Here is an 11,175-nt window from a genome sequence, read left to right as displayed (position 1 = left end):
ATCGCCAGCGCCCACGCTTGGCTGATGATCGCCTGCATCAAACTCCTCGTCAGGCGCCTCAGCCAAGCCCGATGTTGAATTATGGGCCGGATTCTCAGGATGATGGCCGGGTGTCATGGAAATCTGCCTGAAGGAAACGACGCGCGAGAAGGAGACAGCATGACTACGCCGATCGATGAACTCTCGGTCCGCATCACCGCAGATACCTCCGCCTTCACTGCCTCGCTGGAGGGGCTGGCCAAGCAGGCGGATGGGTTTTCCGGCACGATCAGCCGGGCGTTTCGCGACGCCGTCGTTGGCGGCAAGGAGTTCGACGACATCCTGAAGGGGCTGGCGCTGCGCTTCTCGACGATGGCGCTCAACGCGGCGCTGAAGCCGATCGAGAACGGCATCGGCAGCCTGCTGTCGGGCCTGGTCGGTTCGCTGGGTTCGCTCGGCGGCGTCACGCCCTTCGCCAAGGGCGGCGTCGTCGCCAGCCCGACTTATTTCCCGCTCTCCGGCGGGCTCGGGCTGATGGGCGAGGCGGGGGCGGAAGCGGTGATGCCGCTTGCCCGCGGGCCGGACGGAAGGCTCGGCGTCGCCGGCGGCGGCAGCGGGCCCGTGACCGTCAACATCGCCATCCAGACGGCGGATGTGGCGTCGTTCCGCAAGTCCGAGGCGCAGGTCGCCGCGACACTCGCCCGCGCCGTCGGGCGCGGCAGGAGGGGGCTGTGAAGGCTCCATCGATCGCAGCCAGAACGCCATTCCCAACATGCTGAGGAGGCCCGCAGGGCCGTCTCGAAGCACGCACTCACTCGGGCAATCGATGGGCTGCATCGCGGTTGTGCGTCCTTCGAGGCCCGAGCTGTGCTCGGGCACCTCAGGATGATGGAGGTGTCGACCTGCATGACTTCCGGCGACGCAAAGCGAAGGAGCCATCCATGCCGCTGATCCCGGCCTTTCATGAGGTGCGCTTTCCGACCGGCATCGCCTTCGGCTCGTCGGGCGGGCCGGAGCGGCGCACCGAGATCGTCACGCTCGGCTCGGGTAACGAGCGGCGCAACGCCCGCTGGGCCGATGCGCGCCGACGCTACGACGCCGGCTATGGCGTGCGCTCGCTCGCCGATCTCGATCAGGTGATCCAGTTCTTCGAGGAGCGGCGCGGCCGCCTGTTCGGCTTCCGCTGGCGCGACCGGATGGACGATGCTTCGGCGCCGCCGGGCGCCGCCATCGCGGCGACTGACCAGAAACTCGGTACGGGCGACGGCGAGACGGCGGTGTTCCAGCTGGTGAAGACCTATGGAGCGCTGCACGCGCCCTATGAGCGGACCATCGCCAAGCCCGTCGACGGCTCGGTCCTGGTGGCGATCGATGGCGCGTCGCTGGATCCGGGCGCCTTCGCCGTCGATCCGACGACCGGCCGCGTCACCTTCTCGGCACCGCCGGACGAGGGCGCCGAACTGACGGCAGGTTTCCGCTTCGACGTGCCGGTGCGCTTCGACACCGACCATCTCGTCGTCAACCTTGCCGCCTTCGAGGCCGGCGAGATCCCGTCGATCCCGATCGTGGAGATCCGGCCGTGAGGAAACTGGCATGAGAGCGATCCCTTCCGATCTCGCCGCGCATCTTTCCGGCGACGCCTCGACGACCTGCCATTGCTGGCGTCTCGACCGGGCGGACGGCGTCACGCTCGGCTTCACCGACCATGACCGCGACCTCGTCTTCGACGGCGTCACCTTCGAGGCGGCGAGCGGGCTCGACGCCGGCGAGGCGAATGCCGAGACCGGCCTGGTGACGGGCGGCATGGAGGTCGCGGGCGCGCTCATCTCCGACCGGCTCTCGGAGGCGGATCTGGCGGCCGGCCGCTTCGACCATGCCCGGATCGAGACCTATATCGTCAACTGGGCCGCGCCGGCCGAGCGGCTGCTGCTGCGCGTCGGCCATGTCGGCGAGGTGCTGCGCGAGGATGACGCGTTTCGGGCCGAGATCCGCGGCCTCGCCGCCGCGCTCGATCAGCCGCAGGGGCGCGTGTTCCGTGCCGCTTGCGACGCCGATCTTGGCGACGGGCGCTGCCGGGTCGATCTCGACGATCCGGCTTTTCACGGCAGCGGCGCCGTCGTCGCGGCGGCGGACGGGCGGCGCTTCACGGTGTCCGGCCTCGACGGTTTCGCGACCGGCTGGTTCGAACGCGGCGTCGTCCACTGGACGAGCGGCGCCAATGAAGGCCGCCGCGCCGTGGTCAAGGCGCAGCGCGCCGGCGCGGAGGGGCTGACCATCGAGCTCTGGAGCCCGATGACGGGGCCGATCCTGCCGGGCGATGGCTTCGACGTCACGGCGGGCTGCAACAAGCGCTTCGCCACCTGTCGAGAAAAATTCGCCAATGGGCTGAATTTCCGGGGCTTTCCGCACATGCCCGGCAATGATTTCGCGCTCGGCTACGCCCGCTCCGGCAGCCGCAATGACGGCGGCCGGATCTCCGGCTGAGGGGTAGATCAGCCCGGCCGGACGGGCGGCGCGGCGGCGAGCGCGGTTTCCAGCGCGTCGATCGCGGCGAGCGCTTCGCGGGCGGCCTCGTCCTGCAAGGGCGTGCCGGCCGTGGCGGCGCGGCTCGCGAGCCGGAGCGTCTCGAAGCAGCGCGCGGCCGCGTCGGTCGCCGCCGCGCCGACCGCCGGTGTCCAGGTGACATGCGCCAGCGCGATGTCGATGGCGCGGCTGATCTCGTTCTTGCGCTCCCAGGCGGTCTCGCGCGTCAGCGTCGTCAGGATCGCCCTGACCGCATCCATGCTCTCGCTGTATCCGGCCATGCCGTGCCCCGCTTCAAACTGCGCCGGTTCGCCCGGCGCCGGGAAACTCGCAGATTCGGAGGCGGATCGAAATGGTCACCAGCCTTTCCCGCGCGCTCGTCGTCGACGCGGCCATGCCATGGCTCGGCACGCCCTATCGCCACCAGGCCTCGCTCCGGGGAGTGGGCTGCGACTGCCTCGGCCTGGTGCGCGGCGTCTGGCGCGAGCTCTATGGCCGCGAGGCCGAGGCGATGCCGGCCTATACACCCGACTGGGCCGAAGCCGGCGGCGTCGAGACGCTCGCCGCGGCGGCGGGCCGGCACATGCCGGCGATCCCGTCCCGAGACGCCACGACGGGCGATCTGCTGCTTTTTCGCTGGCGCGAGACGCTGCCCGCCAAGCATGCGGCGATACTCGTCGCACCCGACCGGTTCATCCACGCGCAGGACGGCGCCGCCGTCGCGCTCGCCAGCCTGTCGCCCTGGTGGCGGCGGCGCATCGCCTTCGCCTTCTCGTTTCCCGGAGTGACCGACTGATGGCGACCCTCGTCCTGCAGGCGGCCGGCGCCGCCATCGGCGGCCTGTTCGGGCCGCTCGGCGCGATCGTCGGCGGCGCGGTCGGCGCGATGGCCGGCTATGCCGTCGACCAGAGCCTGTTCGGCCGCGACATCGAGGGGCCGCGCCTCTCCGATCTTTCGGTGCAGCGCTCGGAGGAGGGCGCGCCGATCCCGCGCGTCTTTGGCCGCGCCCGGCTGGCGGGACAGGTCATCTGGGCGACGCGCTTCCAGGAGGTGCGCAAGGAGGAGGGCGGCAAGGGCGGGCCGACCGTCACGACCTATTCCTATTTCGCCAATTTCGCGGTGGGGATCTGCGAGGGGCCGATCGCCCGCATCGGCCGCGTCTGGGCCGATGGCGCGCTGCTCGACATGGCGCGCGTGCATCATCGCGTGCATCTGGGAGGCGAGGACCAGCCGGCCGACAGCCTGATCGAGGCGAAGCAGGGCGCGAGCGGAACGCCAGCCTATCGCGGCACGGCGATGGTGGTGTTCGAGCGGCTGCCGGTCGGCGACTATGGCAACCGCCTGCCGCAGCTTGCCTTCGAAGTGTTCCGCGCCGTGGGCGGCGTCGAGGATGCGATCCGCGCCGTCGTCATCATCCCGGGCGCGTCCGAATTCGCCTATGACCCGCTCCCCGTCTACACCTCGCGCGGGCCCGGCCGCCGCGTCACCATCAACCGCCATGTCGACGGCGCGCGGACCGACTGGGAAGCCTCGATCGACGCCCTGCAGGCGCTCTGCCCGAACCTCCAACGGGCGGCGCTCGCCGTCACCTGGTTCGGCGACGATCTGCGCGCCGGATCCTGCACAGTGACGCCGCGCGTCGAGGACCACGCGACCGTCACCAGCCCGACATCCTGGCGGGTCTCGGGGCTTGGTCGCGGCGCGGCCCGCTCGGTCAGCCGCATCGACGATCGCCCGGCCTTCGGCGGCACGCCCTCGGACGCCAGCGTCATCCGCGCGATCGGGGACCTGAAGGCGCGCGGCATCGCCGTCACCTTCTATCCGTTCCTGATGATGGACATCCCGGCCGATAACGCGCTGCCGCATCCCTGGTGGGACGGCAACCAGCCCGCTTTTCCCTGGCGCGGCACGATCACCGCCGCGATCGCACCGGGGCGGCCGGGCTCGCCGGACCAGACGGCGGCGGCCGCCGACGAGATCGCGGCCTTCGTCGGCACGGCGCTGCCGGCGCATTTCTCGGTCTCGGGCGGAGCGGTGCACTATTCCGGACCCGACGAATGGACCTATCGGCGCATGGTCCTGCACGCCGCCCATCTCTGCAAGGCGGCCGGCGGCGTCGACGCCTTCCTGATCGGCTCGGAACTGCGCGGGCTGACGACGCTGCGCTCGGATGCCTCGACCTATCCCTTCGTCGCGGCGCTGCGCCAGCTGGCGGCCGAAATCCGGCTGATCCTGCCGGCCGCGAAAATCACCTATGCCGCCGACTGGAGCGAATATTTCGGTCACCAGCCTCCCGATGGCTCGGGCGACGTCCATTTCCACCTCGATCCGCTCTGGGCCGACGACGCCATCGACGCGATCGGCATCGACAGCTACGTGCCGCTCTCCGACTGGCGCGACGGCTTCGAGCATCTGGACGCTACCGTCGCCGACAGCGGCCGCGACGTCGCCTATCTGCGTTCGAACATCGCCGGCGGCGAGGGCTTCGACTGGTACTATGCGAGCGACGCCGACCGGATGGCGCAGATCCGGTCGGCGATCACCGATGGTGGGGCCGGCAAGCCCTGGGTGTTCCGCTACAAGGACCTTGTCGGCTGGTGGTCGAACCCGCATTTCGACCGGCCAGGCGGTGTCGAGAGCGGCACGCCGACAGCCTGGACGCCGCGCTCAAAGCCGATCTGGTTCACCGAGATCGGCTGCGCGGCGATCGACAAGGGCGCCAACGAGCCGAACGTCTTCCCGGATCCCAAGGTCGGCGGCGCGCGGTTGCCGCATTTCTCGAATGGCGGCCGCGACGCGCTGATGCAGGAACGGTTCCTGACCGCTGTGCTCGGCTACTGGGACCCGGCCGCGCCGGACTTCGCCGAGGCCGCCAATCCGGCGTCCGACGTCTATGCCGGCCGCATGGTCGATCCGGCCCGGACCTATGTCTGGTCCTAGGACGCCCGCCCGTATCCGGCCTTTCCGCAGCTGACCGATGTCTGGTCGGACGGCGGCAACTGGGAGACCGGGCACTGGCTGAATGGCCGGCTCGGCAGCCTCACCACCATTCGCCTCGTTGAGCGCATCCTGCGTGACTACGGCTTCCTCGACTTCCGCATCGAGGATCTCGACGGCATCGTCGACGGCTTCGTCATCGCCCGGGTCGGCTCGGCGCGGCAGGCGCTGCTCGGCCTGTCCGAGGCGCTCGGCTTCGAGGCGGCGGAATCGGGCGATGTTGTGCGCTTCGTCCGGCGCGGGCTTCCGCGCCTGGCGATCGGGGTGGCCGATCTGGTGGCGGAGGGCGAGCAGCCGCTGGTCACGCTCCGTCGCGCGCAGGAGACGGAACTGCCGGCCGAGCTCGCCTTCGGCTTCATCGACGGGGCGTCCGACTATCGCGACCGCGTCGTGGCCTCGCGGCGGCTGGAGGCGGCCGGCGACCGGCAGACGGCGCTCTCGACCGGGATCGTCACCGACGACGCGCTCGCCGTGGCGCTCGCCGATCACCGGCTGCAGGAGATCTGGGACGGCCGCGAGACGGTGTCGCTGGCGCTGACTGACCGGCGTCTCGCGCTCGAACCGGCCGATACGGTGACGCTGATCCGACCCGAGGGGCGGATCAGCTTTCGCGTCACCAAAATCGAGGACGGGCTGGCGCGCCGCATCGAGGGGAAGAGCATCGATCCTTATGGTTCCGGCGTGCCGACCGGCGGCGGAACCGTCGGCACGCCCGAATGGTCGCCCGATCCGGGGCCGCCCGATGTCGCCGTGCTCGACCTGCCGTCGCTCTCCGGCGTCGACGCGCCGGCCGCGCGGATCGCGCTCTTCGCCGATCCGTGGCCGGGTCCGTTCGGCGTCGCGATCGGCTCGGCATCGTCCGGCTACCAGCTTCGGCAGTCGATCCCGCAGCGCGCCGTGATGGGGACGATCGCGGCGGCGATCCCGCCCGGGCCGGTCGGGCGCTGGGACCGCGCCACTTTCCTCGAGGTCTCGCTCCCTGCGGAGACGCTCTCCGGCGAGCCGGCGGAAGCGGTGCTGAACGGCCGCAACATCGTGGCGATCGGCCATGCCGCCGATGGCTTCGAGGTCATCCAGTTCCGCGACGCGCTGCTGGTCGGCGAGGGGCTCTGGCGCGTCTCCGGCCTGCTGCGCGGGCAGGGCGGCACGTCCGATCACGCGGCCGCCGGCCATGCGCCGGGCAGCCGCTTCGTCCTGATCGACGCGGCGACGCCGCTCCTCGCGCTGGATCCGGCCGAGACAGGCTTGCTCCGCAGCCTGCGGGCCGGGCCGCTCGCTTCCGCCTATGATCCGGAAAGCTTCACGACGCTCGACTTCACCGTCCATGGCCGCGCGCTTCTCCCGCATGCGCCGGCGCATCTTCGCGCCACGCGCAATCCGGTCGGCGATCTCAGGCTCGACTGGATCCGCCAGACCCGCCTCGGCGGCGATGGCTGGGACCAGGCCGAGGTGCCGCTCGGCGAGGCGAGCGAGGCCTATCGGGTCCTGATCCTCGAAGGCCCGAGCGAGCGCGGGCGCTTTGAGACATCCGCGCCGCATCTCACGCTTTCCGCCGCGACGCTCGCCGCCATGCTGTCGGCGCCGGGCGTCTCCTTCATCGCCCGCGTCAGCCAGCTGAGCGCGACGGCGGGCGCCGGAATCGCAACGGAGATCCTCGTCCATGGCTGAGCAGACCGCGCATCTCGCGCTGCCCTTCCTCGCGCCCTCGCAGGCGCAGAAGCACGTCACCCACAACGAGGCGCTGGTCCGCCTCGACGCGCTGGTGAACATCGCCGTCGAAGGCGTGGGTGCGACCAGTCCGCCGGGATCGCCGGCGGAGGGCGAGCGCCACCTTGTCGGCACCGGCGCGACCGGCGCCTGGGCCGGCGAGGACGGCAAGCTCGCCATCTCCAGCGACGGCGCCTGGTGGTTCGCGACGCCGGCCATCGGCTGGGTCGTCTTCGACAGGGCGACCGATGCGCTGCTGGTGCTGAAGACGGCGGGGTGGACGAGCGTGTGAACGCTGCATCCTTCCCGGCCTCCGTCCCGCATTTCCATCTCTGCCGTCATCCTCGCGAAAGCGAGGATCCATTCAGCCGCGCTGTCCCAGGCGAACCTCTCCATGCCTCGGCGGAATGGATCCCGGATCTTCGCTTCGCTCCGTCCGGGATGACGGCGAGCGGGTGACGCCCCGCGCGCTCGGAACGACTGAAACCCAAACCCTTGGAGGAATCCCATGAGCGATCCCTTTGCTGGCGTGGCGTCCGGCGCTTCCGGCCCGGCCACGCGCCATTTCGCCATCACGCCGTCCGACACGGCCAATCTGGCGCTCCGGCCTCGCGCGCTCGTCTTTCAGACTGACGGCGCGGCGGTCGTTCGCGACGAGGCGGGAACCGACCTGGCCTACAGCCGCTATGCCGGCGACGTGCTGCCGATCCGGGCCGTGCGCGTGCTCGCGACCGGCACGACGGCGACGCTGGTCGGGTGGCTCTGATGCGGCTGCCGGACCTTGGTCTCCATCGGCCGGGCGGCGCGGGGAGGCGGCGCGTGCCGCCGGCCGGCCTCGGCTTTCCGCTCGTCGATTTCCCGCTCGTGATCCGCCAGCGCGGCGGTCGCTTCGTGACGGATTTTCGTCCCGAGGCGCACGCGGCGGCGGCGCTTGCCGGGCCGACCTATCATGTCGACGTCGCGACCGGCAGCGATGCCGCGTCCGGCGCCGGCTGGGCCGTGGCGCTGAAATCGATCTTCGTCGCGACCCAGCTCGGCAATGCCGGTGGCGTGCCGTTCAACGTGCTGGTGAAGACCGGCACCTATTCGCGCGCCAACAACTTCACCAATGGCGGCCCCATGGTGGTGCCGACGCAACCGGCGGCCTATCGCGCCTTGGGCGGCCGCGTCACCTGCTGGTCCGGCCACGACCTCGCCTGGCCCGCCAGTCCGCATGCGACCTATGGCAATTGCTATGCCGTCGCCCGCTCGACGGTGACGGTCGTGCTCGACCTGCTGCAGGCCAACGGTTTCGGCAATCCGGTCGAGCTTGCCCGGGTAGCCGATGCGGCCGCCTGCAACGCGATGCCGGGCTCCTGGGCGCAGGATGGCGGCACGCTCTATGTCCGCCGCGCCGACGGGCTGGCGCCGACCAACGCCAATACGCGCGTGCTCATCGTCGTCGACGCCTTCTCGATCGATGTGACCGGCAAGTCCGTCTATCTCGAAGGCTTCGATTTCCAGGGCGGCGCCAATGGTGGCGTCTATATCCGCGGCACCGCCAGCCGCGCGATCGTCTGCGTCGATTGCTCGGCCCGCTTCGCCGGCGGGCCGAGCCATGCCGGCGACGGGTTCCGCATCGAGGACAACTCCGGCCTCGCGGCGCTCGTCCGATGCACCGCCGCCGCCAACGCCAAGGAGGGGCTCGATTTCCGCTGGTCGCTCGGCGGGACACCCGCCCTGCGGCCGCTCGCGATCGATTGCGAAGCCTATGACAATGGCCGCCACGGACACCTCTCCGACAGCGGCCTTGCCTGCCGCGAGGGGCTTGGAGGCATCGCGATCGGCGGCGACTACCACCACAATTTCGGCGCCAATCTCCGCCTCGGCGAGGCGTCGAAATTCTGGTGCCTCGGCACGATCGCGCGCGACAGCCAGGGCGACGCGGCGCGCGGCGGCAGCACGGCTGCCATCGACTTGGCCGCGTCCGGTACGGCGCAGTTGTGGCTGGAGCAGACGCGTTCGGCCGGATCTGCCCAGGCGATGGCCGCGACCGATACCGCGGCGATCCGCTTCCGGCGTCATGGTCCGTCCGCCGGTCAGGCTTATGCGGCGGTGGGCGGCGCCAGCATCGTCGACTTTTGACGGGCTGAAACGTGGAGCCCGCCGCTGGGGGGAGGAGCGGCGGGCTCGCCGGTTGGGGCACCGGGGAATGAGACGCATCGCATCTCAGCCAGCAAACGTCGCCGGATCCCCTTGGTTCCCGGCCGTTCCGCCGCCGATGTCGGTTTTTCCAGATCCTGGACGGGAGGCATCTCGATGTCGAACCCTGCTTCGCCTGCCGGCCGCGCGATCAGCGCCGCCGGGCTCGAGCAGTTGATCGCCGAGGAGGGCGAGGTGCTGCGCGCCTATCGCGACATCGCCGGCGTTTGGACCATCGGCGTCGGCCTGACGGCGGCGTCGGGCGTCGTGACGCCGAAGGCCGGCATGACCATTACCCGCGCCGAAAGCCGCGCGCTGCTCGCCGAGGCGCTGGCTCGCCGCTACGAGCCGCCGGTCGCGGCCGCCATGCCGGGCGCGGCCCAGCATGCGTTCGACGGCGGCGTGTCGTTCCATTTCAACACCGGCGCGATCGGCCGGGCCGCCTGGGCCGCCGCATGGCGGCGCGGCGACCGCAACGCGGTCCGCACCGGCCTCGCCGCCTGGAACAAGGCGGGGGGCCGCGTGGTCGAGGGGCTGGTCCGCCGTCGCGCCCGCGAGGCGGCGCTGATCCTCGATGGACGGCGCGAGACCGCCGGCGCGTCCTACGCCGCCTTGCGGCGCGGCTACACCGGCGAGGCGGTCCGCCTGCTGCAACGCGACCTGATCCGGCTGGGCGTCCTCGCCGGCGCCGCCGACGGAGCCTTCGGCCCGGCCACCGAGGCTGCGGTGCGCGCCGTTCAGGCGTCGCATCCCCAGCTCGTCGTCGACGGCATCGCCGGGCCGGGGACGCTGGCGCAGATCGCCCGCGTGCTCGCCGCCCGGGCCACCGTGGCGTCCACGGCGGCGGGCGGGGCCGTGGCCGCCGGTGGCGTCGTGGTGACGGGGACCGGCCCGGCGACGGAGACGGGCGCAGTTCCGGCCGATGCCATCGTCGCCTTCGGCATCCTTGCAATCTGCGCCACGCTGCTCGCGATCGTCCTCTGGCGCTATCGCGATGAGATCCGCGCCTACGTCACGCTGAAGAGGAGACGTCGATGATGCCCACGCTCAACCCGGTCGAGATCCTGCTCGGCGCACTCTCCGGCGCCGTGAACCGCATGGTCGGGCGCCCCGACGTGCCGCTTTCGCCGACGATCGCGCCGACCCTCACGGAGGCGCTGAAGGAGGAGCTGGTCGCTGACCCGGCGCTGCGCCACATCGCCAATGCCGAGCCCTGGTACGCCTCGCGCGTCACCTGGGGCGCGATCCTCGCGGCGCTGTCGCCGATCCTCGGTCTCGTCTTCGGCCATGCGCTTTCCGCAGAGGACAAGGCCTCGCTGGCCGAGATCGCCGTCGCGCTCGGCACATTGACGGGCGCGGGACTGGCGCTCTACGGTCGGTGGCGCGCCCGGGCGCCCCTTCGTCTCAAATGACGTTTCTCGCGCGGAGGTTGTCGGCATTCAGATCATGTTCATGTCCAGCCGGCTACGAGGGGGCATGTCAAAGCACCTCCTCACGATCCTCCTGCTGGCGGCCCTGTTTGTCTGGTTCGGATCCGATGTTTCGGGTCCGAAGGCGGCCTATGGAGAATCGTGCCTGTCGCAGGGGGAGGCCCGCCAGGCGGTGCAGCGCGGCGACGCGATCTCGCTGAGCGCGATCCGTGGCTCGCTCGCCGAGGGCGAGGTCGTTTCTGCGCAGCTCTGCATGGCCGGCAACCGCCTGGTCTATGTCGTCAACGTGCTGGGCGACGGCGGCGAGGTGAAGCGGGTGCGCGTCGATGCGCGCAGCGGCGCGGTGGTGGGACGCTAG

The 11,175-nt window shown here is 71.0% G+C and carries 13 protein-coding genes; 12 read left to right on the top strand and 1 reads right to left on the bottom strand.

Translation table 11 applies throughout. The annotated features are described in order from the left end of the window. Window positions 1-159 precede the first annotated feature (159 nt). The 3 genes from G539_RS0112580 (at window position 160) to G539_RS0112570 (ending at window position 2,463) form a co-directional block, all read left to right on the top strand. Window positions 160-714: a phage tail tape measure protein gene (locus G539_RS0112580; protein WP_029075518.1), complete on the top strand. Its 555-nt coding sequence runs from the start codon at window positions 160-162 to the stop codon at window positions 712-714. Window positions 715-920: 206 nt separating this feature from the next. After that, window positions 921-1,562: a DUF2460 domain-containing protein gene (locus tag G539_RS0112575; protein ID WP_035831271.1), complete on the top strand. Its 642-nt coding sequence runs from the start codon at window positions 921-923 to the stop codon at window positions 1,560-1,562. 10 nt (window positions 1,563-1,572) lie between these two features. Then, entirely contained in the window at window positions 1,573-2,463 is an 891-nt protein-coding gene (locus tag G539_RS0112570; RefSeq protein ID WP_029075516.1) for a DUF2163 domain-containing protein, read from the top strand. An 8-nt stretch (window positions 2,464-2,471) separates the two neighbouring features. Here the strand turns inward: G539_RS0112570 and G539_RS0112565 are convergent, their stop codons facing one another. Continuing rightward, window positions 2,472-2,783 carry a hypothetical protein gene (locus G539_RS0112565; protein WP_029075515.1) on the bottom strand — a complete coding sequence of 104 codons (312 nt, stop codon included), beginning with the start codon at window positions 2,781-2,783 and terminating at the stop codon, window positions 2,472-2,474. A gap of 71 nt (window positions 2,784-2,854) precedes the next feature. Between G539_RS0112565 and G539_RS0112560 the strand changes: the two genes are divergently transcribed. From G539_RS0112560 to G539_RS0112525, 9 genes are all read left to right on the top strand, one after another. Next, a complete protein-coding gene (locus tag G539_RS0112560; RefSeq protein WP_029075514.1) occupies window positions 2,855-3,298 on the top strand; it encodes an NlpC/P60 family protein in 444 nt (147 codons plus the stop codon). Beyond that, window positions 3,298-5,442 (top strand): baseplate multidomain protein megatron, encoded by a 2,145-nt coding sequence (locus tag G539_RS26235; RefSeq protein ID WP_051231347.1) that lies wholly within the window; start codon window positions 3,298-3,300, stop codon window positions 5,440-5,442. The genes G539_RS0112560 and G539_RS26235 overlap by 1 nt, the downstream gene beginning before the upstream one ends. A 30-nt stretch (window positions 5,443-5,472) precedes the next feature. After that, window positions 5,473-7,167: a phage tail protein gene (locus G539_RS26230; protein WP_084639969.1), complete on the top strand. Its 1,695-nt coding sequence runs from the start codon at window positions 5,473-5,475 to the stop codon at window positions 7,165-7,167. After that, complete coding sequence (locus G539_RS0112550) at window positions 7,160-7,498, top strand: DUF2793 domain-containing protein (protein WP_029075513.1); 339 nt, start codon at window positions 7,160-7,162, stop codon at window positions 7,496-7,498. The genes G539_RS26230 and G539_RS0112550 overlap by 8 nt, the downstream gene beginning before the upstream one ends. 216 nt (window positions 7,499-7,714) lie before the next feature. Further along, window positions 7,715-7,972: a spike base protein, RCAP_Rcc01079 family gene (locus G539_RS0112545; protein ID WP_029075512.1), complete on the top strand. Its 258-nt coding sequence runs from the start codon at window positions 7,715-7,717 to the stop codon at window positions 7,970-7,972. A gap of 53 nt (window positions 7,973-8,025) precedes the next feature. Beyond that, window positions 8,026-9,330: a hypothetical protein gene (locus tag G539_RS0112540; RefSeq protein ID WP_029075511.1), complete on the top strand. Its 1,305-nt coding sequence runs from the start codon at window positions 8,026-8,028 to the stop codon at window positions 9,328-9,330. Between the two features lie 174 nt (window positions 9,331-9,504). Continuing rightward, window positions 9,505-10,425 (top strand): glycoside hydrolase family protein, encoded by a 921-nt coding sequence (locus G539_RS24620; protein WP_051231345.1) that lies wholly within the window; start codon window positions 9,505-9,507, stop codon window positions 10,423-10,425. Next, entirely contained in the window at window positions 10,422-10,799 is a 378-nt protein-coding gene (locus G539_RS0112530) for a hypothetical protein (RefSeq protein WP_051231344.1), read from the top strand. Before G539_RS24620 ends, G539_RS0112530 begins: the two co-directional genes overlap by 4 nt. A 64-nt stretch (window positions 10,800-10,863) precedes the next feature. Then, window positions 10,864-11,175 carry a PepSY domain-containing protein gene (locus G539_RS0112525; RefSeq protein WP_035831268.1) on the top strand — a complete coding sequence of 104 codons (312 nt, stop codon included), beginning with the start codon at window positions 10,864-10,866 and terminating at the stop codon, window positions 11,173-11,175.

It is taken from the genome of Kaistia adipata DSM 17808 (assembly GCF_000423225.1).
Lineage (GTDB): Bacteria > Pseudomonadota > Alphaproteobacteria > Rhizobiales > Kaistiaceae > Kaistia > Kaistia adipata.
The sequence above is the reverse complement of the archived record's forward strand: the minus strand, read 5'-3'. Positions and strand labels throughout refer to the sequence as shown.

What these genes read in the sequence shown, in the direction of transcription:
- G539_RS0112560 (WP_029075514.1), top strand. Translation starts at nt 2,855, where the DNA reads ATGGTCACCAGCCTTTCCCGCGCGCTCGTCGTCGACGCGGCCATGCCA.
- G539_RS0112565 (WP_029075515.1), bottom strand. Translation starts at nt 2,783, where the DNA reads ATGGCCGGATACAGCGAGAGCATGGATGCGGTCAGGGCGATCCTGACG.
- G539_RS0112570 (WP_029075516.1), top strand. Translation starts at nt 1,573, where the DNA reads ATGAGAGCGATCCCTTCCGATCTCGCCGCGCATCTTTCCGGCGACGCC.
- G539_RS0112545 (WP_029075512.1), top strand. Translation starts at nt 7,715, where the DNA reads ATGAGCGATCCCTTTGCTGGCGTGGCGTCCGGCGCTTCCGGCCCGGCC.
- G539_RS0112580 (WP_029075518.1), top strand. Translation starts at nt 160, where the DNA reads ATGACTACGCCGATCGATGAACTCTCGGTCCGCATCACCGCAGATACC.
- G539_RS0112550 (WP_029075513.1), top strand. Translation starts at nt 7,160, where the DNA reads ATGGCTGAGCAGACCGCGCATCTCGCGCTGCCCTTCCTCGCGCCCTCG.
- G539_RS0112530 (WP_051231344.1), top strand. Translation starts at nt 10,422, where the DNA reads ATGATGCCCACGCTCAACCCGGTCGAGATCCTGCTCGGCGCACTCTCC.
- G539_RS26235 (WP_051231347.1), top strand. Translation starts at nt 3,298, where the DNA reads ATGGCGACCCTCGTCCTGCAGGCGGCCGGCGCCGCCATCGGCGGCCTG.
- G539_RS24620 (WP_051231345.1), top strand. Translation starts at nt 9,505, where the DNA reads ATGTCGAACCCTGCTTCGCCTGCCGGCCGCGCGATCAGCGCCGCCGGG.
- G539_RS0112575 (WP_035831271.1), top strand. Translation starts at nt 921, where the DNA reads ATGCCGCTGATCCCGGCCTTTCATGAGGTGCGCTTTCCGACCGGCATC.
- G539_RS0112525 (WP_035831268.1), top strand. Translation starts at nt 10,864, where the DNA reads ATGTCAAAGCACCTCCTCACGATCCTCCTGCTGGCGGCCCTGTTTGTC.